Below are 25,373 nucleotides of genomic sequence, written 5' to 3' on the forward strand. Positions count from 1 at the left end.
GATCAGCGCGGGTGCTTGCGCGGGCGGCCGGGACGGCGCTTCACGGGCACGACCACGCCCTCCTGGAAGATCTCGCCGCCCCACACGCCCCACGGCTCGCGCCGGCGCAGCGCCCCGGCCAGGCATCCGGCCCGCATGGGGCAGCCCCGGCACGCGGCCTTGGCGCGGTCGAGGTCGGCGGGGTCGTCGGCGAACCACAGCCCGGCGCCGGGTCCGTGGCAGGGCAGCTCGGCGGCGGGGAGATCCGCGGGCCCGGCTGCCCTCCCCTCGGCAGCCGGCCCCGCGAGCACGCCCGCGATCGTCCTCACTTCCGTGCACCCCCACGATCGCCGGACCTCCGGCCCCCCGGCCGGAGTTGCCACTGCGCCCCTCGCCCTCCCCCCGGCCGGTGGGACCGGGCGCGCACTCGTCGAACGACGCCTCCCGGACGGTCCACCGGCCACCGCACTCGGTGACGAGGGGCGCAGCAGCACGGGGACCACCCTGCCGCCTGTCGCCCGTGCGCGGATCCGGAGAAAATCCCCATCCGGCTCACCGGATCCCCTAGGGGTTCCGGCCGCGGATCCCTGTTGTGTCGCGTGCCCACCTCTCTCTGACTCCGTCGGGCGGCCAGATGTGACGGTCCTGGCCGGAGAAGTCGTCGCGCGGTCTCCGGCCGGCGAACACGGGAGGTCGTCGGAGCGCGGCACGGGCGATAGCGTCGCCGGCATGGTCGATCACGACGCTCCTCCCGTCGCCCTCGTCACCGGCGGGGGCAGCGGGATCGGGCGCGCCACCGTGGCCCGGCTGCGTGCCGCGGGCTGGTCGGTGCTGCTCGCCGACCTCAACCCGGAGACCGGCCCGCGCGCGGCCGCCGAGCTCGGCGCGGCCTTCGAGCGGGTCGACGTGGCGGAGGAGGCGCAGGTCGAGGCGGCGGTCGCGCGGTGCGTCGCCGAGTACGGCCGGCTCGACGCCGTGGTCAACAACGCCGGCGTGGGCGGGGCGTTCGGCGCGCTCACCGACATCGACGTCGCCGACTGGGACTACACCTTCGCGGTGCTGGCCCGGGGCGTGTTCCTCGGCGTCAAGCACGGGGCACGCGCGATGCGGGCGGCCGGGCGCGGCGGGGCGATCGTCAACGTCGCCTCGATCGCGGCCTACGGCGGCGGGGCCGGGCCGCAGGCCTACTCCGCGGCCAAGGCGGCGGTGCTGAACCTGACCCGGGTCGCGGCCGCCGAGCTGGCGGAAGACCGGATCCGGGTCAACGCGGTCTGCCCCGGCGTGATCGCGACGCCGCTGGTCGGCCGGGATCCGGCGCGCGCGCTCGACGGGGTGCAGCCGTGGCCGGAGGTGGGCCGGCCCGAGGACGTCGCCGAGGTGATCGCCTTCCTCTGCGACGACGGGGCGCGGTTCGTGACCGGCGAGGAGATCACGGTCGACGGCGGGCTCACCGCTGCCGGCCCGCGCATCCACGCGGCCTACGGCGGCGACCCCCGCGCCCGCGGCCTGACCGGAGTGAACCGCGGGACGACGGGCGAACCCCCGACCATCCGCTCCGGTCCGGACGGACGTCGAACGCCGTAGCGCCGAGGTGATCGCCGTCGGCTGCGGCGCCGGCTGCGCGGGTAGCCGTGAGCGCAGCGGACGCGAAGGACGCCGGACGGGCATCGTCCCCGCGCTCGCATGATCGCTGTCTGCGTGCAGAGACTGTTCCGCGAGGAGCCTCGAGCGCGCAGCGGATCGGCGATCGTGGTCCGTCCTCGGCGCCGTCCGCTGCTGGAGCGCCGGCGGTTCAGAGCCGATCACCATGTCCGCGGCCGGCGCGCCCGCGGCCGCACGGTCACCGCCGGGTGGCACGGCGGAGCGCAGAGGAACACCTCGGCTGTGGCTGGTGGGTGAAAGGCCGACGCCGGTGAGCGTCGGCGGGCTCAGGCGGTGACCGCCGCCTGCCCCAGCGCTTCGGTGAGCAGCGCGCGGACGTGCGCGCTCTCGGCGGTGTAGTAGATGTACGTGCCCTCGCGGCGGCCCTCGACGAGGCCGGCGAGCCGCAGCTTGGCCAGGTGCTGGCTCACCGCCGTGGGGGCCGCGCCGACCAGCTCCGCGAGGCAGGCCACCGAGGTCTCGCCCTGCAGCAGGGCCCAGAGGATCTTGATCCGGGTGGGGTCGGCGAGCAGTCGCAGCGAGTCGGCCGCCCGGCGGACCTCCTGCTCGGACGGCATCGCGAAGTCGGGGATGCCCTCGTGCACGCCGCGAGTCTAGCGAACATCTGAGCGACCGTGCAGGTGTTCGGCTCACTCTCCGTCTGGGTGCGTATCTTCGTGCATGCGCAGGTATGTTCTCAGGCATGCTGTCCCTGCCCGAGGTGCGGAGCGCCGCGCTGGCCCTGCTCTTCTTCGCCGCCGCCGTGCCCGCCGACCTGCTCGGGGCGCCGTGGCCGCTCGTCGCCCTGCTCTACGCGGCCTGCTACGTCACGGGCGGATGGGAACCGGCCTGGTCCGGCCTGCGGGCGCTGCGCGAGCGGACCCTCGACGTCGACCTGCTGATGATCGTCGCGGCCCTCGGCGCCGCCGCGATCGGCCAGCATCTCGACGGGGCGCTGCTGATCGTCATCTTCGCGAGCTCGGGCGCCTTGGAGGCGGTGATGACCGCCCGCACCCGCGCGAGCATCACCGGCCTCCTCGACCTGGCGCCGGAGACCGCCCGCCGGCTCGTCGACGGTCGGGAGGAGCAGGTCCGGGCAGCCGACCTCGTGGTCGGGGACGAGGTCGTCGTGCGGCCGGGCGAGAAGATCCCCGCCGACGGCACGGTCCGCGACGGCGCCACCGAGGTCGACGCCTCCACCCTCACCGGCGAGCCGCTGCCGGTGCGCCGCGGTCCCGGCGACCGGGTCTTCGCAGGCACGCTCAACGGCACCGGGACGGTGCGCGTGCGGGTCGGGCGGGACCCGGCGGAGACGGTGGTGGCCGGGATCGCCGCGCAGGTCGAGCGCGCGGCCGAGACGAAGTCGCGCCGGCAGCTGTTCGTCGAGCGGGTCGAGCAGCGCTACTCGGTGGTGGTCGTGGTGGCCGCCCTCGTGCTGCTGGTCGTGCCGCTGCTCGCCGGCGCCGACTTCCGGGAGACCCTGCTCCGCGCCATGACCTTCATGATCGTCGCGTCGCCCTGCGCGGTGGTGCTCGCGACGATGCCGCCGCTGCTCGCGGCGGTCGCGGTCGCGGGCCGGCGGGGGGTGCTGCTCAAGGACGCCGGCGTGGTCGAGGCGCTGGCGGAGGTCGACGCGGTCGCCCTGGACAAGACCGGCACCGTCACCCGTGGCCGCCCGGAGGTCCGCGCCGTCGAGCCCCACGACGGCCGCTCCGCCGACGAGCTGCTCGCCCTCGCCGCCGCGGTGGAGGAGGGCTCGGAGCACGTGCTGGGCCGCGCGGTCGTCGCCGAGGCCCGCCGCCGTGCCCTGCGCCTCCCCGGGGTCCGCGACTTCGCCGCGCTGCCCGGCGAGGGCGTGCGGGCGGTGCTGGTGCCCGTCGTGACCGAGGGGGAGGCGGGCTCGTCCTTCGAGGAAGGGAGCCCGGGGGCCGTCGTCACGGTCGGTCGGCCGACCGGCGGCGAGGTGCGGGAGCGGGTCGCCGCGGTGGAGCGCGAGGGCCACACCGCGGTCGTGGTCCGCGTCGACGACGTCCCGGTCGGGCTGCTCGTCCTGGCCGACGAGGTCCGCCCCGGCGCCGCCGGGGCGATCGCGGCCGTCGCGCGGGCCGTCGCCCCGCCCGTCCTGCTCACCGGCGACGCCGCGGGGCCGGCCCGACTGGTCGGCCAGCGGATCGGGGTCGACGCGGTCCGGGCCGGGCTGCTGCCCGCCGACAAGGCCGCGGCCGTCGAGGAGCTCGAGCGCGGCGGCCGGCGCGTGCTCGCCGCCGGCGACGGCCTCAACGACGCCCCGCTGCTGGCGACCGCGCACGTCGGGCTGGCCGTCGGCGAGGGCGCCGGCACGCTGTCGGTCGAGGCGGCGGACGGCGTGCTGCTGCGGGACCCGCTCGGCGCCCTCGCCCCGCTGGCCGGGCTGGCCCGCCGCGCCCGCCGGATCGCGCGGGCCAACCTGGCGTTCGCCGCGGCCGTCATCGCCGGGCTGGTGACCTGGGACCTGGTCGGGACCCTGCCGCTGGCCCTGGGGGTGGCCGGACACGAGCTGTCCACGGTGCTCGTGTGCCTGAACGGGCTGCGCCTGCTGCTGCGGCCGGGTTGGCCGGGGTCAGAGCGCGGTGAGCGCCGTGAGCGCCATGCGGCGGAGCAGCCCGGCGACCTCGTCGGGAGCCGCGCGTGACCCGCTGTGCGGGGTCGAGTTGAGCAGGCCGAACGTGCCGTGCGCGGCCACCCGGGCGGCGTCGGGGTCGAGCCCGGGGTGCAGCCGGCGCAGCGTGTCGACCCAGATCTCGACGTAGGTGCGCTGCAGCCGCCGCACCCGGCGTCGGTCGCCCTCGGGCAGGTTGTCGAGGTCGCGGTCCTGCACCACGATCAGCTCCGGCTCGCGCAGCGCGAAGTCCAGCTGGAAGTCGACGAGCGCGGCCAGCACCTCGTCCGGGTCGCCCGTCGCCCGCTCGCGCCCGCCCGCGAGCAGTCGCTCGCTGATGTCCACGAGCAGCTCGGCGAGCAGCGCCTCCTTGCCCGGGAAGTGCCGGTAGAGCGCCGGCCCGCTGACCCCGACGGCGGCCCCCAGCTCGGCGATGCTCACCCCGTGGAAGCCGTGCCGGGCGAAGAGGACGGCGGCGGTGCGGAGGATCTGCTCCCGCCGGGAGGGTGCGTTGTCGACCCGCGGCGCCGCCATCGGGCCAGCGTAGCGCCTCCGGGTTAACGTCCGCTAACCACTCGCGCCGAAGGGCCCCGTCCCGCACGCCCACGTCTCAGCCCCGGCACAGGACGCGCCACCTACCCTGGTCCGCATGGCCCGCGACCCGGACCCGGACCCCGCCGCGGGGTCCGGTGCTGCCCGGGAGCGGTCGTCGGGCCCGTTCGGCGGGCTGCGGGACCGGCTGCGCGCACGGCTCGGCGTCCGGACGACCACGGCACTGGCCGCGGCGCTCACCGTCGGGGTCGTGCTGCTGGTGGCCGGGGCGATCCTGGTCCTCGGGCTGAACGCGCTGCTGCGGATGCAGCTGGTCAACACCGCCACGCAGCAGGCGACCCAGCTCGGGGAGCGGGTGGCGGCGAACTTCGCCGACACCGAGGACGTCAAGCGCAACGCCATCCAGGCCACCGGGAAGCGGTCCGACCTCGTCGAGGTGGTCACCGACTACAACAACGACCCCGAGCAGCCGCCGGACGTGCAGAACATCGGGTCCTCCGACCCGTTGCCGCAGTACCCGCTGATGACGGACGTGCGCGCCGAGCCGCACGACGTCGAGGTCGTCCACTCCACCTGGATCACCCTGGACGACGGCAGGCACGAGGAGGTGCTGGTCGTCGCGAAGGGCTACGAGTTCCCGCCGACCGGCCAGCCCTTCTGGGTCCTCGCCGCCCAGCCCCTGGACTTCCTGCACCGGGCCGTGGACACCGTCCTGGCGATGGTGCTGGTCGGCATCCCGGTGCTGGTGGTGCTGGTCGGCGGCTTCACCTACTTCTTCGCGGGCCGCGCCCTGCGCCCGGTCGAGGCCATGCGTGCGCGGGTCGCCCGCATGTCCGACCGGGACCTCGGCACCCGCGTGCCGGTCCCGCCGGCGCGCGACGAGGTGGGGCGCCTCGCCGAGACGATGAACCAGATGCTCGGCCGGTTGGAGAGCGCGCAGACCACCCAGCGCCGGTTCGTCGCCGACGCCAGCCACGAGCTGCGCAGCCCGCTCGCGACGATCGCGTCGGGGCTGGAGCTGCTGTCCGGGACGGTCGACGAGGCCGACGCGTCGACCGTGAAGACCCTGCGCGGCGAGGCGAGCCGCCTCGACCGGCTGGTCGACGGGCTGCTCCTGCTCGCCCGTTCCGACGAGCGTGGGCTGCAGCCGAAGCGCGAGGACGTCGACCTCGACGAGATCGTGGAGGCCGAGCGCGGCCGTCCGTCCGACGTCGGCGGGGTGGCCCCGGAGGTGCGCGCCGAGCCCGTCCGGGTCTCCGGGGACCGCGCGCAGCTGGTCCGGGCGGTGCGGAACCTGGTCGACAACGCGCGCCGGCACGCCGACTCGCGGGTGCTGGTCACGCTCCGGGCCGAGGGCCCCGACGCGGTGGTCGACGTCGCGGACGACGGCCCCGGCGTCCCGCCCGAGGACCGCGGCCGCGTCTTCGAGCGGTTCGTGCGGCTCGACGAGGCCCGCGCCCGGTCGGACGGCGGCGCGGGGCTCGGGCTCGCGATCGTCCGGGAGATCGTCGCCGTGCACCACGGCGGCGTCGAGGTGCTCGACTCGCCGCTCGGCGGCGCGCTGTTCCGGCTGCGCCTGCCCCGTGCCGAGACCCCGGGCGAGCCCGGCCCGGAGAACCCGCCCGACACCCCCGACGTTCCCGGGGCGCCCGACGCCGGCGAGCTCCGGGACGACCGCCCGACCGGCCCGCTGCCCCTCCTCACCCCGCCGGCCGCCGAGCGGGGGGCCGCGCCGGGGCAGGGTGAGCCGGACACCCGGCCGGTCCCCACCGGCCCGCGCCCGTCGCCCGCCCCGCGGGAGCAGGAGACCGTGCCGGTGTCGCGGGAGCAGGAGACCGCGCCGCTGCCCCGCCCGTCGCCGGTCCCGCGCGGCCGCGAGGCGGCCGAGCCGGCCCGGTCGGCGGCGCCGGTCCCGATCCGGCTCGGCGACGCCCTCTCGCCGGCGGACGTCAACCCGACGGCACCGATCCCGGTCGTCCGGCCCCCGGCGCGCTGATCAGGTCGGCTCCACCATCCGGTAGCCCACGCCCCGCAGCGTCTCGATCGTCTGGGTGCCGAAGGGGGCGTCGATCTTCTTGCGGACGTACCCCACGTAGACCTCGACGACGTTGACCTCGCCCTCGTAGTGGGCGTCCCAGACCGCGCGCAGGATGTCGGTCTTCGTCACGACCTCGCCGGCGTGTCGCATGAGGTGCTCGAGCACCCCGAACTCGCGCGGGGTCAGGGTGATCTCGGCGTCGCCGCGGTGCACCCGGTGCCGGGCCGGGTCGAGCGTGAGGTCGCCGACGGACAGCACGGTGGGTCGGGCGTCGCCGGCGCGACGCTGCAGAGCGCGCAGCCGGGCCAGCAGCACGACGAACGAGAAGGGCTTGGTGAGGTAGTCGTCGGCCCCGAGGTCGAACGCGTCGGCCTCGTCGTACTCGCCGTCCTTCGCGGTGAGCATGAGCACCGGGGTCCACACGCCGGCGGCCCGCAGCCGCTGCAGGATCCGGTACCCGGACAGCCCGGGGAGCATGATGTCGAGGATGACGACGTCGTATCCCCCCTGGACCGCGGCGTCCAGGCCCGCGGGGCCGTCGTGCCGGACCTCGACCGCGTGGCCCTCGCGGGCCAGCCCGCGGCGGACCATCTCGGCCAGCGGGCGCTCGTCCTCCACCAGCAGCAGGCGCACGAGGAGCACCGTAGGGGCCGCGGCTGTGACGTTCCTGAGGGGACCGGCACGGTCACATCGGCGGGGACTGGCGCTTCGTGTTAACGAGCGCTAACCTCGTTAACGATCGCTAACCGATCCGACGAGGGACGGCAGATGCAGGAAGTGGCGAGGCGGGCCGGGGCGACAGCCCCGGTGCTGGGCAGCAGGGTCGATCCGGGTGCCGAGCAGTTCGCGCGGAACGCGGAGTCGCACCGCTCGCTGGTGGCGGATCTGAACGCGCAGCTGGCGGCGGCGCGTCTGGGGGGCCCGGAGCGGTCGCGGCAGCGGCACGTGGAGCGGGGCAAGTTGTTGCCGCGGGACCGGGTGGACTCGTTGGTGGACCCGGGGTCGCCGTTCCTGGAGCTCTCGCCGTTGGCGGCGCACGGGCTCTACGGCGGGGACGCGCCGGCCGCGGGGATGATCACCGGGGTGGGGCGGGTCGCGGGCCGGGAGTGCGTGATCGTGGCCAACGACGCCACGGTCAAGGGCGGCACCTACTACCCGATGACGGTGAAGAAGCACCTGCGCGCGCAGGAGGTGGCGCTGCACAACCGGCTGCCGTGCGTGTACCTGGTGGACTCGGGTGGGGCGTACCTGCCGGCGCAGGACGAGGTGTTCCCGGACCGGGAGCACTTCGGGCGGATCTTCTACAACCAGGCGCAGATGTCGGGCAAGGGCATCCCGCAGATCGCGGCGGTGCTGGGCTCGTGCACCGCGGGCGGGGCGTACGTGCCGGCGATGTCGGACGAGGCGGTGATCGTCCGCAACCAGGGGACGATCTTCCTGGGCGGGCCGCCGCTGGTGAAGGCGGCGACCGGCGAGGTGGTCACGGCCGAGGAGCTGGGCGGCGGGGACCTGCACTCGAAGATCTCCGGGGTGACCGACCACCTCGCGAACGACGACGCGCACGCGCTGCGGATCGTCCGCTCGATCGTGGGGACGCTCGGCCCCCGGGTGGCGCCGCCGTGGGAGCGGATCGCGACCGAGGAGCCGGTGGTGGACCCGGCGGAGCTGTACGGGGCGGTGCCCACGGACTCCCGGATCCCCTACGACGTGCGCGAGGTGATCGCGCGGGTCGTGGACGGGTCGCGCTTCGGAGAGTTCAAGGCCGAGTACGGCACCACGCTGGTCACCGGCTTCGCCCACATCCACGGCCACCCGGTGGGGATCATCGCGAACAACGGGATCCTGTTCTCCGAGTCGGCCATGAAGGGCGCGCACTTCATCGAGCTGTGCGACCAGCGCGGGGTCCCGTTGGTGTTCCTGCAGAACATCACCGGGTTCATGGTCGGGCGCGAGTACGAGGCCGGCGGGATCGCGCGCAACGGCGCGAAGCTGGTCACCGCGGTGGCCTCGACCCGGGTGCCGAAGCTGACCGTGGTCATCGGCGGCTCGTTCGGCGCGGGGAACTACGCAATGTGCGGGCGGGCGTACTCGCCGCGGTTGCTGTTCATGTGGCCCAACGCCCGGATCTCGGTCATGGGCGGCGAGCAGGCCGCGACGGTGCTCGGCACGGTCGGGTCGGGTGCGGGCAACGGGGACGCGGCGGCGCAGGAGGAGCTCAAGGAGCGGATCCGCGCCCAGTACGAGACGCAGGGCCATCCCTACTACTCCACCGCCCGGATCTGGGACGACGGCGTGATCGACCCCGCCGACACCCGCACGGTCCTGGGCCTGTCGCTGTCGATCGCCGCGAACGCCCCGCTGGGCGAGCCGGCCTTCGGCGTCTTCCGGATGTGAGCAGCATGTTCTCGACAGTTCTGGTGGCCAACCGCGGGGAGATCGCGGTCCGGGTCATTCGCACCCTGCGCGCCCTGGGCATCCGGTCGGTGGCGGTGTACTCCGACGCCGACGCGGACGCCCCGCACGTGGCCGCGGCGGACGTGGCGGTGCGGCTCGGCCCGGCCGCCGCGTCCGAGTCCTACCTCGCGATCGACACGGTGATCGAGGCGGCGAAGGCCACCGGGGCGCAGGCGATCCACCCCGGCTACGGCTTCCTGAGTGAGAACACCGCGTTCGCCGCGGCGTGCGAGGCGGCGGGGATCGTGTTCGTCGGCCCGCCGTCGAGCGCGATCGAGGCGATGGGCGACAAGATCCGCGCCAAGCAGACCGTCGCGAAGGCCGGCGTGCCGGTCGTGCCCGGGTCCGACGGCGTCGGGCTCTCCGACGCCGACCTGGCCCTGGCGGCGGAGCAGGTCGGGTTCCCGGTGCTGCTCAAGCCTTCGGCCGGGGGCGGCGGGAAGGGCATGCGCGAGGTCCACCGCGCCGGTGAGAACGGCAGGGACCTCGCCGACGCGATCGCCTCGGCCCGCCGTGAAGCCAAGAGCTCGTTCGGCGACGACACCCTGCTGGTCGAGCGGCTGATCACCACCCCGCGCCACATCGAGATCCAGGTGCTGGCCGACGCCTGTGGCAACGTGGTGCACCTGGGCGAGCGGGAGTGCTCGCTGCAGCGCCGGCACCAGAAGATCGTCGAGGAGGCGCCCTCGCCGCTGCTCACCCCCGCGCAGCGCGAGGCGATGGGCCGCGCGGCCTGCGAGGCCGCCCGGGCCTGCGGCTATGTGGGCGCGGGCACGGTGGAGTTCATCGTCGGCGGCGACTCCGGGGCGGGTGGGGAAGAACTCGAGTTCTTCTTCATGGAGATGAACACCCGGCTGCAGGTCGAGCACCCGGTGACCGAACAGGTCTACGGCGTCGACCTGGTCGAGGCGCAGCTGCGGGTGGCCGCGGGCGAGCGGGCGCCGTGGCCGGCCGAGCTGGCGCCGCGCGGGCACGCGATCGAGGTCCGGGTCTACGCCGAGGACCCGGCTGCGGGCTTCCTGCCCACCGGCGGGCGGATCCTGGCCCTGCGCGAACCGACCGGGCTGCCCGGCGTGCGGGTCGACTCCGGGGTCGCGGCGGGCGGGGTCGTCGGCTCGGACTACGACCCGATGCTGTCGAAGATCATCGCCCACGGGGCGGACCGGTCCGAGGCGCTGCGCCGCCTCGACGCCGCGCTGGGCGAGACGGTGCTGCTCGGGCTGGGCACCAACATCGGGTTCCTGCGCGCGCTGCTGGCCGACCCGGACGTGCGCGCGGGGAACCTCGACACCGGACTGGTGGGGCGCCGGCTCGACGCGCTGACCGCCCACGACCTGCCGGCCGACGTCGTCGGGGTGGCGACCGGGCTGGCCCTGCTCGACCTCGAGCCCGCGGGGTCGGGCGCGGCCGGGGTCGTCGACCCGTTCGACATCCCCGGCGGCTGGCGGATCGGCGGCCCGGCCTGGACCACCCGGCGCCTGGTCGTCGCCGGGCACGACCCGGTCGAGGTCCGCACCCGCGGCCGCGCCGCCGACGCCGAGCTCTCGGTCGACGGTGGTGAGCCCTTCCGCACCTGCACCCGGCGGGCGGGCACCGGCGTCACGCACTCGCAGGCCGGGGTGACCCGGCAGTACGCGGTGGCCCGGGACGAGGCCGGGGTGCACTGGATCGGACGCGACGGCCTGGCCTGGGCCGTGCGCGAACAGGAGGCCCTCGAGGCCGCGGCCGAACAGGACGCCGCCGGGGCGGGCGGGCCCGTGCTCTCCCCGATGCCCGGCACCGTGACCGTCGTCGAGGTCACCGAGGGCCAGCAGGTCACGGCCGGGCAGACGCTCGTCGTGGTCGAGGCCATGAAGATGGAACACGTGCTCACCGCCCCCGTCGACGGCACGGTCCGCGAGCTGCGGGCCCGCCCCGGCGGGACGGTCGCCAAGGACGCCGTCCTCCTCGTCGTCCGGACGGACACGGAGGCGGACACAGGAGGAGACACCGATGGATCTTGAGCTGTCCGAGGAGCACGCGGCACTGCGGGCGACCGTCGAGGACTTCGCGCAGAAGGAGGTCGCCCCGGTCATCGGGGAGTTCTACGAGCGCGGCGAGTTCCCGTACGACCTCGTGCGCAAGATGGGCGCGATGGGCCTGTTCGGGCTGCCGGTCGCCGAGGAGCACGGCGGCATGGGCGGCGACTACTTCGCCCTCTGCCTGGCCCTCGAGGAGCTGGCCCGGGTCGACTCCTCCGTCGCGATCACCCTGGAGGCGGGCGTCTCGCTGGGTGCCATGCCGATCAACCGGTTCGGTACCGACGAACAGAAGGCGAAGTGGCTGCCGCAGCTCGCCGCGGGCGAGAAGCTCGGCGCGTTCGGCCTGACCGAGCCCGGCGGCGGCTCCGACGCCGGCGCCACCCGCACCACCGCCAAGCTCGACGGGGACGAGTGGGTGATCAACGGGTCGAAGTGCTTCATCACCAACTCGGGGACCGACATCACCGAGATCGTCACGGTCACGGCGGTGACCGGCGAGCGGGACGGCAAGAAGGAGATCTCCGCGATCGTCGTCCCGTCCGGCACGCCCGGGTTCACGGTGAGCGAGAAGTACTCCAAGGTCGGCTGGTCGGCGTCGGACACCCGGGAGCTGTTCTTCGACGACGTCCGCGTGCCCGCGGAGAACCTGCTCGGCGAGCGCGGCCGCGGCTACGCCCAGTTCCTGTCCATCCTGGACGAGGGGCGCGTCGCGATCGCCGCGCTGTCGGTCGGGCTGGCGCAGGGCTGCGTCGACGAGTCGCTGCGCTACGCCCACGAGCGCGAGGCCTTCGGCCACCCGATCGGCCACTACCAGGCGATCCAGTTCAAGATCGCCGACATGGAGGTGCGGGCGCACACGGCGCGGCTGGCCTACTACGCGGCGGCGGCGAAGATGCTCAAGGGCGAGCCGTTCAAGAAGGAGGCCGCCATCGCGAAGCTGGTGTCCTCCGACGCCGCGATGGACAACGCCCGGGACGCCACGCAGATCTTCGGCGGCTACGGCTTCATGAACGAGTACCCGGTCGGCCGCTTCTACCGGGACGCGAAGATCCTGGAGATCGGCGAGGGGACCTCCGAGGTCCAGCGCATGTTGATCGCCCGCCACCTGGGTCTGTAGGAGCGTGTCCGGGACGCGGTAGGTTGCCCTCGCGCCGGGCCCGCAGCAGGGCCCGGCGGACCGGGGGAGGAGCCGACGTGGCCAGCTGGACCGATCTGGTGTCCTACGTGCGGGTGCGGTACGAGGTGATGCGCTCGACCGACACCGAGCTGTGGTTCAACCTGCCGACCACGGAGGAGCGCACCCAGCTGGTGGTCGTCCGCAGCGTGACCGGCGAGGACGACCTCCCGTGGGCGCAGATCGCCTCGCCCGTGGGGAAGCTCGGCGACCTCGACCTGTCCACCCTGCTGGCGAAGGCCGGCGAGTCGGTGGTCGGTGGCGTGGCGTCGCAGGACGGGGTGGTGGTGTTCCGCCACTCCATCCCGCTGCACGAGGGCGAGGTGACCGCCTTCGACCGGCCCTTCCAGCTCGTCGTCAAGGTCGCGGACCAGCTCGAGGAGCTGTTGACCGGCCGCGACGAGAACTGAGGAACCCGGGAGGTCAGCCCGCGGGCAACGGCTCCAGCGCCTGCTCGACCACGGTGCGTAGGCGGGCCAGCAGCTGATCGGCCTCGGCCCAGGTGAGGGCCCCCGTGGCGACGCCACCGCGGATCTCCTCGGCCACGGCCCGCGCGAAGCGGGTCGACCACTCGTGTCGCTGCTGACCGTCCGTCATCGGGACAGTGTGGTCTGTGCCACTCGTCACCCCTGATCCGGGGGTCACCCCTGCCCAGCGAGTGACCAGGCGTCCCACCGGCGACTCCCCGGGTGAACGCGCGGTGCCGCCCGGGGGCGCGGGAGCGGCGGCGCGGTGACCCAGCGTGGTCAGCGGGCGTCCAGCAGGCCGGGGACCGAGGAGACCGAGCGGAGCTCGCTCAACGTGGGATGGCCCTGGGCGAGCAGCGCGACGTCCGTGCCCTCGGCGGGGACCTCGTCCGGCTCGGAGATCGTGGTCAGCAGCGTGCCCGGACCGCCGTCGACCCCGGACTCGTGCGCCACGCGGACCTGCACGGAGCCGAAGTGGGCCAGCGCGGCCTCGCGCAGCGGGCCCAGCTCGGCCGCCGGACGGTCCGGGACGTTGAGCGAGAGCACGGTGCCCCGCGGCCGGCCGAGCAGCAGCTCGAGCACCTCCGGCAGGAGCGCGACCACCGAGTCCCAGTGCGCGCCGTCGCGGCCGTGCAGGCCGCAGTCCAGCGACGTGGCCAGCCCCGACCAGCCCTTGAGGGCGCCGGTGAGCACCGCCCCGACCGTCCCCGAGTGGATGACCGCGTGCCCGACGTTGGCGCCGACGTTGATCCCGGACAGCACGATGTCGGGCCGGGGGTCGAACCAGCCGTCCCCGGCTGCGTGCACGATGAACGCGGGGTGCGCCTCCACCGAGAACGCCGGGACCTGCTCGAGGCCGGGCAGGACCTGCGGGTGCACCTTCACCCGGCGGCCCTCGGCCACGGCGGAGACCGACGCGCCCACCCCCGTCGAGTCGACGTGCGGTGCCGCCACGGTGACGTCGAGGCCTGCCTCCAGCGCGCCGCGGGCGAGGGCGTGGAGGCCGGGGGAGGCGATGCCGTCGTCGTTCGTGATCAGGGCGCGCACGTCGACGACAGTAATTCAGCCGTGGAGCGCGCCCTGCACGCGTCGGGTACGTCCTCGGACCGCTCGCGAGCTCACGCTGCACGCCACGCGCGCCTGCCCGCTGTGGCTCGCTGGAGCTGTCGGCGACGGGCGCGACCGTCACGACTGCCGACGCCGCGGTCGGCCACGCCACGCCGTCCGGCGTTCGCCTTCCGGAGCGAGCTCGGCGGGACGCCCGGGGTTCCTGCGCCGGAGCCAGCTAGTTGAGGTGGGCCAGGAGCGAGCGCGCGATGCGGTGCAGGCGTTCCGCCTGTTCCGGCGGGGCCGTACCGCCGGCCAGGTAGGTGGTGATCAGCCGGGCGCCCTCGTCCCAGCGGGCCTGCGCGCCCAGCACCTCGCCGAGCTCGACGAGCCGCTCCTCGTCCGGCCGCACGGCCAGCCGCATCCGCAGCACCCACTCGCGGTCCGCCGGGCCGCCGCGGGTCCGGTACACGGCCCGCAGGTTCTCGAGCATCCGCACCAGGATGTCCCGGGTGGACGTGCGGGGGAGCAGCTCGGAGCCGAACGGCGCGGCCGAGCCCGTCACGGCCCGGAACCGCTCCTCGCAGCCGGCGCGGTCCAGCCGCCGGCCGCCGTCGAACACGTCGAGGTACTGCTCGGTGTCGGCCACCCGCACCAGGAAGTGCCCCGGCATCCCGATTCCCTCCAGCCGGATCCCGGCCCGCCGGGCGACCTCGATCGCGACCACCGCCAGCGTGATCGGAATGCCGGTGCGGCGGGTGAGCACCTGCGGCAGCAGGGAGTTGCGCGGGTCGGTGTAGTCGGTGCTGTTCCCGGTGAAGCCCTCCTCGACGAAGAGCCGGCGCACCAGGTCCGGCACGGACCCGACGCCCTCGGCCAGCCGGTCCAGCTCGGCGAGCCACGGGGCGGGGTCGAGGTCCGGGTCGGCGCCCGCCGCCACGGCCAGGGCCGCCTCGTCGAGCGCCGGCTCGGGCCGGGTGACGAGCGCGACGAACCGGGCCACCGGCCCCGCCGGCTCCACGGCTCAGCCCGCCCCTCGACCCGGCTCGGCCAGCAGCCGGACCGTGGTGCCGGCGGCGTCGCTCCACACCTGCAGGACGTCGCTGAGCTCGGAGGCGAGCCACAGCCCGCGGCCGCGCGAGCCGGCGGCGGGCGGCGCCACCATGCCGGGGAACGGCACGGCCATCCGGCCGACGTCGTGCACCTCGGCCACCAGCCCGTCCCGCGCCCACAGCCGCAGCCGCCCGTGGCCGGGGCCGTGCTCGACGCTGTTCGTGGCGATCTCGTTGACCGCGAGGACGAGGTCCGCGGAGCGCTCGCGGTCGAGGCCTGCCACCGGCGCGGTCTCGGCGACCAGCCGCCGGGCGGCCGGGAGCGTGTCGAGCGTGACCTCCAGCTCGGCGAGGGGTGGACCGAGGTCCGCCGGCGGGGGCGGCGGGTACTCGGCGACGAGCTCCCCCGGGTCGCGCTGGGAGCCCGTCGGCAGGCTCCGCCCGTCCACCCGCAGCGCGGGGTGCGAGGCCCGGAGGAGGAGGTCCAGGTCGTCGTCGGCCCGGCAGGGGCAGAGCATGGTCACCGGCAGGCCGGCGAGCGCCACGTTGAGGGCGGCGTCGAGCCGGATCCAGTGCGCCAGGCCCACGCCCGGCAGATCGAGGTGCTGGGCGATCACGGTGGTGCGTGCCTCGGGGCGCGGGTTGCGGCGGGACAGCCGCGCCCAGCGGCTGGCGACGGTGAAGGCCGGGACCCGGTGCACCTCCGCGGGGTCGCGCCACTCGACGTCGACGGCGGCGGACCCGAGGACGGACTCCAGGGCGGCGCGGTTCGGCCCGTCGAGGACGGCGACGACCCGGCCGCCGTGGCGGAGGGCCTCGTCGACGGGTGCCTGCAGCTCGCGGGCCAGGAGCGCGGGCTCACGGTAGGGAATGCCCTCGTGGACCATCCCGTCGGGCCGCGCCCTGGCCGCGCCCTGGACCGTCCCCTGGTCCATGCCCTGCCCCCACCCCCGGTCGACCATCCGACAGCGCAGAGTAGTGCGCGGGCCCGCTGCACGCCGAACGGAGCAGTACCTGTCGCGGAGCGTGTGGGGACGAACACGACGCGCGCGGTCGGGAACGGCGGGCGTCGCCTGCGGGACCCCCAGGCGGAAACGGTACGGAATCGAGACGATCTCGGTATTCTTCCCAGAGCGTCGAGGTTCCGGGCCACCGCCCGGAATGGGCAGGCGGTGATGTGACCTGAAAGCGGCCCGACGATGGCTCGGACGGGTGGCTGATGTGACGAGGCCGACGCAGCCGCAGGTGACGAGCACGTCGAGGACTCTGGGACGCGCCGCACGATCGAGTGCGATTCCCCGGCCACGCCGTCACGGAATGCGATGGTCATGGCTTTCCCGTCGATTCCGGAGAAAAACCTCGAACCCGTGCCGTCGTTGTCCGCCCGGAGTGCGATCGGCCCGTCGCCCGGCGGGAAGTCTCGATCCGCGGGTGGCGAGGAGGTGGGTGCATGACGGCGGAGCTCACCGACCCCGCGCGCTCGCCCGACCCCGGCGCGTCGGCCGTGCACCTGCTCGACGTCGCCTCCGCCTCCGCGCTGCTCCGCCGCCCGGGCCGGGAGGACCTGCCCACCGCCGTCGGGTGGGGGGTGCTGGTGCTGCCGGTGTTCGGCGCCGACCCCGAGCTGAGCGTCGAGTTCGGGGACCAGCCCGACCCCGGTCCCGAGGGCGACCCCGGCGCCGGGGCGGAGCTCGGGGACGGGGCCCCGTCCGGTCCCCGATGGCTCGCCTGCGCCGACCTGCGCCGGGTGCGGCACGACGTCGTGACGGTCCGCGGGCTCCTGCGTGCCGGTCCGGCGCTGGCGGCCCCGGCGGAGGTGCCGCCGCCCCCGGAGGGTGCGGCGCACCGGGTGCAGGGCGTGTTCCGCATGCGGCCGCTACCCGGCCGGAGGATCGAGATCCGGCTGGCCGCGGCCCTCGCCCCGGCGGGCGGGGTCGAGCCCGGGGCGGGTGCACCGGCCCGCCTGGAGCTGCGCGGCACGTTCGCGCGCTGACCGCGTCCGGGTCCGCCGTGGGGTCGGCCACGCACACCGTCGGCACCCCCTCCGATGTGGCAGGGTTGCGAGCGGGAACCAGGCAGGTACGGCACGCACTTCACGAGGTGGTTCGATGCGCGTCTTCAACGGTGTGGACGAGATCCGCGGGGCCAAGGGCACTCGGCTCGGGGAGTCCGGGTGGGTCACGGTCGAGCAGAAGCACATCGACCAGTTCGCCGAGGCCACGGGCGATCACCAGTGGATCCACGTCGACGCGAAGAAGGCCGCCGACGGGCCGTTCGGCAAGACCATCGCGCACGGCTTCCTCAGCCTGTCGCTGCTGCCGGTGCTGGTGAAGGACGTCTACTCGATCGAGGGCGTCCGGATGGGCATCAACTACGGCCTGAACAAGGTGCGGTTCACCGCGCCGGTGCCCGTGGACAGCAAGGTCCGCGGGGTCGTCGAGCTCGTCGACGTCGAGGACACCAAGGACGGCGCCGTGCAGCTGACCACCAAGGTCACGGTGGAGCTGGAGGGGTCGGAGCGACCCGCGGTCGTCGCCGAGTGGCTGACCCGCCAGTACGTCTGAGCGGAGAAGGAGGGACATCATGCGCGACGCGGTGATCTGCGAGCCGCTGCGGACCCCGGTCGGGGGTTTCGGCGGGTCGCTGCGGGACGTGCCGGTGAAGACGCTGGCGTCGACCGTGATCGCGGCGCTGATGGAGCGCACGGGGCTGCCGCCGGAGTCGGTGGACGACGTGCTGCTGGGCAACTGCTATCCCACGATGGACTCGCCGGCGCTGGGCCGGGTGGCCGCGCTGGACGCGGGGCTGCCGGTCACGGCGTCGGGGCTGCAGATCGACCGGCGCTGCGGGTCGGGCCTGCAGGCGGTGCTCTACGCCGCGATGCAGGTGCAGACCGGGGCCGGCGAGGTGGTGCTGGCCGGTGGCGCGGAGTCGATGTCCAACGCCGCCTTCTACTCCACCGCGATGCGGTGGGGCGCCAAGGGCGGGCCGGGCGTCATGCTGCACGACTCGCTCGCGCGGGGCCGCGTGACGGCGGGCGGGGACCACCACCCGGTGCCCGGCGGGATGATCGAGACCGCGGAGAACCTGCGCAAGGAGTACTCGATCCCGCGTGAGGAGCAGGACGAGTTCTCCGTCAGGTCGCACCAGCGGGCGGCGGCGGCACAGGCCGAGGGCCGGTTCGCCGAGGAGATCGTGCCGGTCACGGTGAAGGGCCGTAAGGGCGACACCGTGGTCGAGGCCGACGAGCACATCCGGCCGGACTCGAGCGTGGAGACGCTGGCCACGCTGCGCCCGATCATGGGCAAGCAGGACCCCGGGGCCACGGTGACCGCGGGCAACGCGTCGGGACAGAACGACGGCGCCGCGATCTGCATCGTCACCAGCCCGGAGAAGGCCGCCGAGCTGGGCCTGCGCCCGCTGGTCAGGCTGGTCTCCTGGGGCGTGGGCGGCGTTGCGCCCAAGACGATGGGCATCGGCCCGGTCCCGGCCGTGGCGAAGGCACTGGACCAGGCCGAGGTGGCGCTCAAGGACGTCGACCTGATCGAGCTGAACGAGGCGTTCGCCGCGCAGGTGCTGGCCTGCACCCGGGAGTGGGGGTTCACCCCGTCGGACTTCGACCGGATGAACGTCAACGGCTCGGGCATCTCGCTGGGCCACCCGGTCGGCGCGACCGGCGGCCGGATCCTGGCCACCCTGGCCCGGGAGATGGTGCGCCGCGACGCCCGCTTCGGCCTGGAGACGATGTGCATCGGCGGCGGGCAGGGCCTCGCCGCACTCTTCGAGCGCGTCTGAGGTGTCCGTGGGCCTCGACCCCCACGACCCCGGTTCGCCCGGGGTGGACGAGGCGGACGAGCTGGGCACCCAGCTCGTCCGCCTCATCCGGCTGGTCGACCGCGCGCAGGCGCACTACCAGGCGGCGAACGCCGACGCCGTGGACCGTTCGGCGTACCTACTGCTGGTGCACCTCGTGAAGGACGGGCCGCGCCGCACGGGCGCGCTCGCCGAGGCGGTGCACTCCGACCCCTCGACCGTGAGCCGGCAGGTCGCGCAGCTCGTGCGGCTGGGCTACGTGGTGCGCACCCCGGACCCGGAGGACGGGCGTGCCTTCCTCGTCGCCGCGACGGACGAGGGCGAGCGGGTGTTCGCGGAGAACCGGCGGCTGCGCAACGAGCGCATCGCCGCCATCATGGCCGACTGGTCGCCGGAGGAGCGCTCGGCGCTCACCCGGCTGCTCGGCCGGTTCACGACCGGCATGGAGGAGCAGTGGTCGCGGCCCAGAGGCCGCGACCCGCCACTCCCGACCCGCCGGGATCAGTGCTCGGCGGACTCGCCCTCGGCCGCCTCGGCCTCGGCGGCCACGCGCGCCCGCTCCCACGAGGCCTTGATCTCGCGCTCCGCGTCGGCGCGGCCGACCCACGAGGCACCCTCGACGCTCTTGCCCGGCTCGAGGGTCTTGTAGATCTCGAAGAAGTGCTGGATCTCCGCCCGGTCGAACTCGGGCAGGTGGTGGATGTCGCGCAGGTGCTCCTGGCGCGGGTCGTCGGCCGGGACGCAGAGGACCTTGTCGTCGCCGCCCTTCTCGTCCTTCATCCGGAACATGCCGATCGCCCGGGACCGGATGAGGCAGCCGGGGAAGGTCGGCTCCTGCACGAGGACCAGCGCGTCGAGCGGGTCCCCGTCCTCGCCGAGGGTGTCCTCGATGAAGCCGTAGTCCGCCGGGTACTGGGTGGCGGTGAACAGGGTCCGGTCGAGGCGGAGCCGGCCGGTCTTGTGGTCCACCTCGTACTTGTTCCGGCCGCCCTTGGGGATCTCGATGAGAACGTCGAAGTCCACGGGATGCTCCTTGTGGTCGGTCGTGCTGTAGGTCGTGACTCGTGCAGGCCGCGACGGTCGACGGCGCGGCGCCTACCTCTAGTGTGGGGGACCGCGTCGCGCCGGTCGTGACCGGCCGGGGCCGGGACGGGCGTGGGCGCCGCCGGTGTCAGTGGTCGGAGGGAGCGGTGGGCAGGTGGGACTGGGCCGCCGGATCGGCGACACCCTGAGGCTGCCGACGAAGCCGGGACGCATCGTCCTCGTGGTGCTCGTCGTCCTGGCGCTCGCGGCCGGAGCGGGTGGCGCGGTGGCCGTCCAGGCCCCGAATGTGCTGTCCGACCTGGGGCTCACCAGTGCGGCACGCGCCGAGAAGGATCTTCCCGCCCCGGTTCCCGAGCTCACCGGGCTGCGCGCCGACGCGCCCGTCCCGAGCGCCGCGGGGCTCGGCTCGGTGCTCGACCCGCTCGCCTCGTCGAGCGCGCTCGGCGACTTCGCCGGTGTCGTCGTCGACCCGTCCGCGCAGGCCGGCGCCGCACCGCTGTGGCAGCAATCACCGCAGGAGCCTCTCGTTCCGGGCAGTACCGGCAAGCTCCTGACGGCCTCGGCCGCCCTGCTGACCCTGAACGCGACGGACCGGTTCGCCACCCGCGCGGTCGCGGGCGCCGAGCCGGGGCAGGTCGTGCTCGTCGGCGGCGGCGACCCCACCCTCACCGCCCTGCCCCAGGGCCGCACCGGCATCTACCCCGAGCCCGCCCGGCTCGACGACCTGGTCGCCGCCGTGCAGAAGGCGATGAACGGGCAGAAGGTCACCTCGGTCGTCGTCGACACGAGCACCTGGACCGGGCCGGTGCTCGCGCCCGGCTGGGACCCGGCGGACATCCCGGGCGGGAACGTCGCGCCGATCATGCCGCTGACGCTCGACGGCGGCCGGCTCGACCCCGCGCAGCTGGACGGGGCCCGCACGACCACCCCGGCGGTCGACGCGGGCGAGGCCTTCGCGAAGAAGCTCGGCCTGTCGGCCTCCGCGGTCAGCGAGGGGAGGGCCCCGGCGAACGCGAAGCAGCTCGGCCAGGTCTACTCGGCGCCGATGTCGTCGCTGGTCGAGACCCTGATGACCACCTCGGACAACGTCCTCGCCGAGAGCCTGGCCCGGGCCGTCGCACTGACCCGGGACGCCGATCCGTCCTTCGCGGGCGCCTCGCAGCAGGTCCTGGCCGCGCTGTCGCAGGCCGGGTTCGACGTCACCGGAGCCCACATGGTCGACGGCAGCGGGCTCTCCACGGAGGACCGGGTGCCGCCGCGGCTGCTCGGCGCGCTCCTGGCCGCGGCGGCCGCGCCGACGAGCCCCGGGCAGGGTCCGGAGTTCCTGCGCCCGATCGTGTCCGGGCTGCCGGTCGCGGGGGGCGACGGCACCCTGGAGGACCGCTTCGACACCGGGACGGCCTCCGCGGGCCGCGGCGTGGTGCGGGCGAAGACCGGCACCCTCACCGGGGTGAGCGCGCTGGCGGGCGTGGTCACGGACGTCGACGGCCGGCTGCTGGTCTTCGCGCTGATGTCGAACGGCCCGTCCCCGGCCACCGTGCGGCCGCGGCTGGACACCATCGCGGCCACGCTGAGCCGCTGCGGCTGCCGCTGACTCCCGCGTAGCGTGGCGGAGGTGAACGCCCCGACCGACGTGACCGACCGCGACACCGTGCCCGGCCTGCCGGTGAACTGGGGCCTCGCCAGGCGCACGGCCGCCCGCCTGGTGCCCGCCGGTCCGCCCGTGAGCGCCGCCGTCGCCACGGAGCTGGTCGAGCGGCTGCGCAAGGACGCGGCGGTGGCGGAGGGGCACGTCCGGGCCGTGACCGGGCTGGGCGAGGGCCTGCCCCTGCTGCCCGCCGACGTCGTCGACCGGCCGGCGTGGGCGGCCGCGGCCGTCGACGGGATGGCCGAGCTCACCGCGGGCGCCCGGCTGCCGCGCACCGCGCGGGCGGCCCGGGCGGTCACCTCCACGACCTCCGGCCTGCAGATCGGCGGCGTGCTCGCCTTCGTCGGCGCCCGCGTGCTCGGCCAGTACGACCCGTTCGGCGGGCCCGCGAAGGACGGCCGGCTGCTGCTCGTCGCGCCCAACGTCTACGCCGCGCAGCAGGCCCTCGACGTCCCGTCCGAGGACTTCGGGCTGTGGGTCTGCCTGCACGAGGCCACGCATCGGCTGCAGTTCACGGCCGTGCCCTGGCTGCGCGAGCACTTCGCTGCCGAGGTCGGGCGGTTCCTGTCGATGAGCACGGCCAACGGCAGCGCGATGCTCGAGCGGCTGCCGGAGGCGATCCGGGCCTTCAAGGAGGCCAAGGGGGACTCGCTCGCGCTGGTCGAGCTGCTCCAGGGCCCCGAGCAGCGCGCGGTGCTGGACCGGTTGATCGCGCTCACCACGCTCCTGGAGGGGCACGCGGACCACGTGATGGACGCGGCCGGCCCCGAGGTCGTCCCCACGGTGGAGACCATCCGGGCGCGGTTCACGGTGCGCCGCCGCGGCGGGGGGATCATCGACCGGGTGCTGCGCGCGCTGCTCGGCGTGGAGGCCAAGGTCAAGCAGTACGCCGTGGGCTCGGCCTTCACCAAGCAGGTGGTGCGGGAGGCCGGCATGGAGGGCTTCAACAAGGTCTGGAACTCGCCGAACACGCTGCCCACCCGCACGGAGCTCGCCGCGCCGGAGCAGTGGCTCACCCGCGTGGCGTGAGACCGCACTATGGAGCCATGACGCTCGATTCGAGCCCTCTTGTGCGCGTTATGGAACCATAATGCGAATTCCTGGGCTCGTTCAGCGCGTTATGGAGCCATGGTGCACGCGATGAACGAGGTCCGGCAGGCGGTGCGGGGGGCGCTCGGGCGGCTGCCCGACGACGTCCGCCGCGCCCCGCTCGTCGTCGGGTGCTCCGGCGGGGCGGACTCGCTGGCCCTGGTGCTGGCCGCGCAGGCCGAGCGGCCCGGCGAGGTCTGCGCCACGATCGTCGACCACCGGTTGCAGGAGGGGTCCGGGGAGCGCTCGCGCGCCCTCGCCGAGGCGCTGCGCGCGCGCGGGATCGAGGCCCGGGTGCACCCCGTGACCGTCGAGGGCCCGGGCGGCACCGAGGCGGCCGCGCGCCGCGCCCGATACGCCGCCCTGGCGGCCGCGCGCCCGCACCCGTGCTCGCCGGTCCTGCTCGGGCACACCCTCGACGACCAGGCCGAGACGGTGCTGCTCGGCCTCGGCCGGGGCTCCGGCGCGCGCTCGCTCGCCGGTATGCGGGAGTGGGACGCGCCGTGGCTGCGCCCGCTGCTCGGCGTGCGCCGGACCCGGGTCCGGGAGGCCTGCGCCGGCGGTCCCGTGCCCTGGGAGGACCCGCACAACTCCGACCCGCGGTTCCGCCGCTCCCGGCTGCGTGCCGAGGTCCTCCCGCTGCTCGACGACGTGCTGGCCGGTGGCGTCGCCGAGGCCCTGGCCCGCACCGCGGCCCAGCTCCGCGAGGACGACGAGGCGCTGGCGATATGGGCGCGGCGGGTGCATGAGGAGGCACGCGACGGGAACACCCTCAGGGTCGACGTCCTCCTCGGGGTCCCCGCCGCGGTCCGCAGGCGGGTGCTGCGCGAGTGGCTCCTCGAGCGTGGCGCGACCGCGGTCACCGATGCGCACCTGCGCGCCGCCGACGCCCTCGTCGGCGCGTGGCGGGGGCAGGGCGGTCCGCGGTTGCCCGGCGGGTTGGACGTCGTCCGCGAGCATGGAAGGCTCGTACCCGCACGGCCGGGCTGAGTTCGGCCCGCGCCCGCAGAACGACCGCCGAGCGAGAGGGCCACACCCCGTGTACGACGAGGACATCGCGTCCGTCCTGGTCACCGAGCAGCAGATCGGCGAGAAGACCGCCGAGCTCGCCGAGCAGATCGGCAAGGACTACGCCGACGTGACCGGTTCCGGCGGCCGCGACTCCGACCTCCTGCTCGTGGGCGTCCTCAAGGGCGCCGTGATGTTCATGACCGACTTCGCCCGGGCCGTGCCGCTGCCGGTGCAGCTGGAGTTCATGGCGGTCAGTTCCTACGGCTCGTCGACCTCGTCGTCGGGCGTGGTGCGGATCCTCAAGGACCTCGACCGCGACATCGCGGGCCGGCACGTGCTGATCGTCGAGGACATCATTGACTCCGGGCTCACGCTGACGTGGCTGCTCAAGAACCTGGAGTCGCGCCAGCCCGCCTCGCTCGAGGTGGTCACGCTGCTCCGCAAGCCCGACGCGGTGAAGGTCGAGGTGCCCGTGAAGTACGTGGGCTTCGACATCCCCAACGAGTTCGTCGTCGGGTACGGGCTGGACTACGGCGAGCGTTACCGGGACCTGCCCTACATCGGCACGCTCGACCCGTCCGTCTACGCCTGAGGGCCCCGGCTCAGGAGTTCGCGCCCACCGGCGGTCCCGCCGGCGGGGCGAGGTCCTCCGGGGCCACCCCGGCCGGGGTCGACGTGAAGGGCACCGTGCCGTCGACCAGCGAGAGGTCGCCGAGCTCCCCGTGGGTGTTGGCGTAGGCCAGCACCCGGGACAGGTCGGAGACGCCGTTGCTGACCGGCAGCGGGGCGAGGTTCAGCGTGGACAGCAGGCCGATCGCGCGGCCGGAGGCGTCGAGGAACGCGCTGCCGGAGTCGCCGGGGACGCCCGGGCTGACCGTGTAGACCGTGTGCCCCCAGCCGCTGCCGACGTCGCCGGCGCTGACCCCCGCCTTGGGGCTGAGCGCGCTCACGCCGCCGCGGAGCGGTGAGTTGCCGTAGCTGAAGGTCTGCGCGCCGGCCGGCAGCCCGCCCGTCGCGACGCCGGTGGGCCCGCCGAACCACGGCACGGTCGGGTTCGTGACGGCCACGGCCTCCGGCGGCAGCTTGACCAGCCCGAAGTCGTTGAAAGCGCAGGTGTCGGGGTCGGTCTCGCCCTGGCGCTGCATGGTGACCCAGGAGCTGTAGACCATCGTCCCGGTCGCGGTGAAGCCGCGGTCGCCGCGGACGGTCACCGCCGTGCCGACGGGCATCGTGGCCGATGTGCACCCGTCCGTCTCGGTGGACTCGCCGGTCCCGGCGCAGTGCGCGGCCTGTCCGAGGTAGACCGTGCCGTCGCCGCCGCGGAAGACGAAGTTGCTGGTGCAGGTGCCGCCGCCCTGCGTGGTGGTGCTCACCCCGGGGTGCACCGCCGCGCCGTCCCGGGACGCCCAGGCCGGCGCGGGCGCGGCGGCCGGGGCCGCCAGCGCCGGGCGCGCGCTCGCGGTCGAGGGCAGGAACAAGGCCGCGGCGGCCACCCCGGCCACCGCCCCGGCGACCGCCGCCCGCCGGGCCCACGAGCCCGGCCCCCGCACCGCACGACCCGACCGCAAACGCATCCGCCACCCCTTGCTTTCCCGACCTGCCGTGACCGCCCGCCACGATTCGGCCCCGCGTGTACCCGCCGCCAGGGTCCAACGACACCTCGGCCCCCCGGATACCCCACCATCCCGTGAACGTCCGCGGCGAG

The 25,373-nt window shown here is 74.9% G+C and carries 24 protein-coding genes and 1 pseudogene; 15 read left to right on the forward strand and 10 right to left on the reverse strand.

Going from position 1 to position 25,373, the window contains the following annotated elements:
* Window positions 1-2: 2 nt before the first annotated feature.
* Window positions 3-290, reverse strand: coding sequence for a WhiB family transcriptional regulator (locus LWC35_RS00270; RefSeq protein WP_372462978.1), 288 nt, complete (start codon window positions 288-290; stop codon window positions 3-5).
* A 418-nt stretch (window positions 291-708) separates the two neighbouring features.
* Here LWC35_RS00270 and LWC35_RS00275 point away from each other — a divergent pair, with 418 nt between their 5' ends.
* A complete protein-coding gene (locus LWC35_RS00275; protein WP_232867679.1) occupies window positions 709-1,563 on the forward strand; it encodes an SDR family NAD(P)-dependent oxidoreductase in 855 nt (284 codons plus the stop codon).
* Between the two features lie 344 nt (window positions 1,564-1,907).
* On the opposite strand, the gene LWC35_RS00280 is transcribed toward LWC35_RS00275, so the two are convergent.
* Complete coding sequence (locus tag LWC35_RS00280; RefSeq protein ID WP_232867688.1) at window positions 1,908-2,225, reverse strand: ArsR/SmtB family transcription factor; 318 nt, start codon at window positions 2,223-2,225, stop codon at window positions 1,908-1,910.
* Between the two features lie 98 nt (window positions 2,226-2,323).
* Between LWC35_RS00280 and LWC35_RS00285 the strand changes: the two genes are divergently transcribed.
* Window positions 2,324-4,291, forward strand: coding sequence for a heavy metal translocating P-type ATPase (locus LWC35_RS00285; RefSeq protein ID WP_232867690.1), 1,968 nt, complete (start codon window positions 2,324-2,326; stop codon window positions 4,289-4,291).
* Here the strand turns inward: LWC35_RS00285 and LWC35_RS00290 are convergent.
* A complete protein-coding gene (locus LWC35_RS00290) occupies window positions 4,220-4,792 on the reverse strand; it encodes an SACE_7040 family transcriptional regulator (RefSeq protein ID WP_232867692.1) in 573 nt (190 codons plus the stop codon). The genes LWC35_RS00285 and LWC35_RS00290 overlap by 72 nt on opposite strands.
* A gap of 115 nt (window positions 4,793-4,907) precedes the next feature.
* On the opposite strand from LWC35_RS00290, the gene LWC35_RS00295 reads away from it, so the two are divergent.
* The gene (locus tag LWC35_RS00295; RefSeq protein WP_232867701.1) at window positions 4,908-6,806 is read left to right on the forward strand and encodes a sensor histidine kinase; all 1,899 of its coding nucleotides are present in this window, start codon (window positions 4,908-4,910) and stop codon (window positions 6,804-6,806) included.
* On the opposite strand, the gene LWC35_RS00300 is transcribed toward LWC35_RS00295, so the two are convergent.
* Window positions 6,807-7,481, reverse strand: a complete 675-nt coding sequence (locus tag LWC35_RS00300) for a response regulator transcription factor (protein ID WP_232867702.1) — start codon at window positions 7,479-7,481, stop codon at window positions 6,807-6,809.
* Between the two features lie 135 nt (window positions 7,482-7,616).
* Between LWC35_RS00300 and LWC35_RS00305 the strand changes: the two genes are divergently transcribed.
* The 4 genes from LWC35_RS00305 (at window position 7,617) to LWC35_RS00320 (ending at window position 12,907) form a co-directional block, all read left to right on the forward strand.
* Window positions 7,617-9,242 carry a carboxyl transferase domain-containing protein gene (locus LWC35_RS00305; protein WP_232867703.1) on the forward strand — a complete coding sequence of 542 codons (1,626 nt, stop codon included), beginning with the start codon at window positions 7,617-7,619 and terminating at the stop codon, window positions 9,240-9,242.
* Window positions 9,243-9,247: 5 nt separating this feature from the next.
* Entirely contained in the window at window positions 9,248-11,305 is a 2,058-nt protein-coding gene (locus tag LWC35_RS00310; RefSeq protein ID WP_232867704.1) for an acetyl/propionyl/methylcrotonyl-CoA carboxylase subunit alpha, read from the forward strand.
* Entirely contained in the window at window positions 11,295-12,440 is a 1,146-nt protein-coding gene (locus LWC35_RS00315) for an acyl-CoA dehydrogenase family protein (RefSeq protein WP_232867708.1), read from the forward strand. The genes LWC35_RS00310 and LWC35_RS00315 overlap by 11 nt, the downstream gene beginning before the upstream one ends.
* A gap of 77 nt (window positions 12,441-12,517) precedes the next feature.
* Window positions 12,518-12,907: a hypothetical protein gene (locus LWC35_RS00320; RefSeq protein ID WP_232867717.1), complete on the forward strand. Its 390-nt coding sequence runs from the start codon at window positions 12,518-12,520 to the stop codon at window positions 12,905-12,907.
* 13 nt (window positions 12,908-12,920) lie between these two features.
* On the opposite strand, the gene LWC35_RS00325 is transcribed toward LWC35_RS00320, so the two are convergent.
* The 4 genes from LWC35_RS00325 to LWC35_RS00340 all read right to left on the reverse strand — a co-directional run bounded on the left by LWC35_RS00325 (window position 12,921) and on the right by LWC35_RS00340 (window position 16,025).
* On the reverse strand, window positions 12,921-13,094 hold the full coding sequence (locus LWC35_RS00325) for a hypothetical protein (RefSeq protein WP_232867719.1): 174 nt from the start codon (window positions 13,092-13,094) through the stop codon (window positions 12,921-12,923).
* Between the two features lie 149 nt (window positions 13,095-13,243).
* Window positions 13,244-14,011: a 5'/3'-nucleotidase SurE gene (gene surE, locus LWC35_RS00330; RefSeq protein WP_232867721.1), complete on the reverse strand. Its 768-nt coding sequence runs from the start codon at window positions 14,009-14,011 to the stop codon at window positions 13,244-13,246.
* A gap of 238 nt (window positions 14,012-14,249) precedes the next feature.
* On the reverse strand, window positions 14,250-15,014 hold the full coding sequence (locus tag LWC35_RS00335; RefSeq protein ID WP_232867723.1) for a SirB1 family protein: 765 nt from the start codon (window positions 15,012-15,014) through the stop codon (window positions 14,250-14,252).
* A 21-nt stretch (window positions 15,015-15,035) separates the two neighbouring features.
* Window positions 15,036-16,025, reverse strand: a complete 990-nt coding sequence (locus LWC35_RS00340; protein WP_232867725.1) for an ATP-binding protein — start codon at window positions 16,023-16,025, stop codon at window positions 15,036-15,038.
* Between the two features lie 488 nt (window positions 16,026-16,513).
* Here LWC35_RS00340 and LWC35_RS00345 point away from each other — a divergent pair, with 488 nt between their 5' ends.
* The 4 genes and pseudogenes from LWC35_RS00345 to LWC35_RS40020 all read left to right on the forward strand — a co-directional run.
* Window positions 16,514-17,056: a hypothetical protein gene (locus tag LWC35_RS00345; protein ID WP_232867727.1), complete on the forward strand. Its 543-nt coding sequence runs from the start codon at window positions 16,514-16,516 to the stop codon at window positions 17,054-17,056.
* Window positions 17,057-17,171: 115 nt separating this feature from the next.
* Complete coding sequence (locus LWC35_RS00350; protein WP_232867729.1) at window positions 17,172-17,627, forward strand: MaoC family dehydratase; 456 nt, start codon at window positions 17,172-17,174, stop codon at window positions 17,625-17,627.
* A gap of 19 nt (window positions 17,628-17,646) precedes the next feature.
* Entirely contained in the window at window positions 17,647-18,858 is a 1,212-nt protein-coding gene (locus tag LWC35_RS00355) for an acetyl-CoA C-acetyltransferase (RefSeq protein WP_232867731.1), read from the forward strand.
* Window positions 18,859-18,997: 139 nt separating this feature from the next.
* Window positions 18,998-19,186, forward strand: a pseudogene (locus tag LWC35_RS40020) (MarR family winged helix-turn-helix transcriptional regulator); the annotation flags it as partial.
* A gap of 191 nt (window positions 19,187-19,377) precedes the next feature.
* Here LWC35_RS40020 and LWC35_RS00365 read toward each other — a convergent pair.
* Complete coding sequence (locus tag LWC35_RS00365; protein WP_232867733.1) at window positions 19,378-19,899, reverse strand: inorganic diphosphatase; 522 nt, start codon at window positions 19,897-19,899, stop codon at window positions 19,378-19,380.
* Between the two features lie 175 nt (window positions 19,900-20,074).
* Between LWC35_RS00365 and dacB the strand changes: the two genes are divergently transcribed.
* The 4 genes from dacB (at window position 20,075) to hpt (ending at window position 24,260) form a co-directional block, all read left to right on the forward strand.
* Window positions 20,075-21,514, forward strand: coding sequence for a D-alanyl-D-alanine carboxypeptidase/D-alanyl-D-alanine endopeptidase (gene dacB / locus LWC35_RS00370; RefSeq protein ID WP_232867745.1), 1,440 nt, complete (start codon window positions 20,075-20,077; stop codon window positions 21,512-21,514).
* Between the two features lie 21 nt (window positions 21,515-21,535).
* Window positions 21,536-22,597 carry an Rv3626c family coenzyme F420 biosynthesis-associated protein gene (locus LWC35_RS00375; RefSeq protein ID WP_232867747.1) on the forward strand — a complete coding sequence of 354 codons (1,062 nt, stop codon included), beginning with the start codon at window positions 21,536-21,538 and terminating at the stop codon, window positions 22,595-22,597.
* Window positions 22,598-22,708: 111 nt separating this feature from the next.
* Window positions 22,709-23,647 carry a tRNA lysidine(34) synthetase TilS gene (gene tilS, locus LWC35_RS00380; protein ID WP_232867759.1) on the forward strand — a complete coding sequence of 313 codons (939 nt, stop codon included), beginning with the start codon at window positions 22,709-22,711 and terminating at the stop codon, window positions 23,645-23,647.
* Window positions 23,648-23,696: 49 nt separating this feature from the next.
* Window positions 23,697-24,260, forward strand: a complete 564-nt coding sequence (gene hpt / locus LWC35_RS00385) for a hypoxanthine phosphoribosyltransferase (protein ID WP_232867770.1) — start codon at window positions 23,697-23,699, stop codon at window positions 24,258-24,260.
* Window positions 24,261-24,270: 10 nt separating this feature from the next.
* On the opposite strand, the gene LWC35_RS00390 is transcribed toward hpt, so the two are convergent.
* Entirely contained in the window at window positions 24,271-25,242 is a 972-nt protein-coding gene (locus LWC35_RS00390) for a serine protease (protein WP_232867772.1), read from the reverse strand.
* Window positions 25,243-25,373: the final 131 nt, after the last annotated feature.

The organism is Pseudonocardia kujensis, from assembly GCF_021283305.1.
GTDB lineage: Bacteria > Actinomycetota > Actinomycetes > Mycobacteriales > Pseudonocardiaceae > Pseudonocardia > Pseudonocardia kujensis.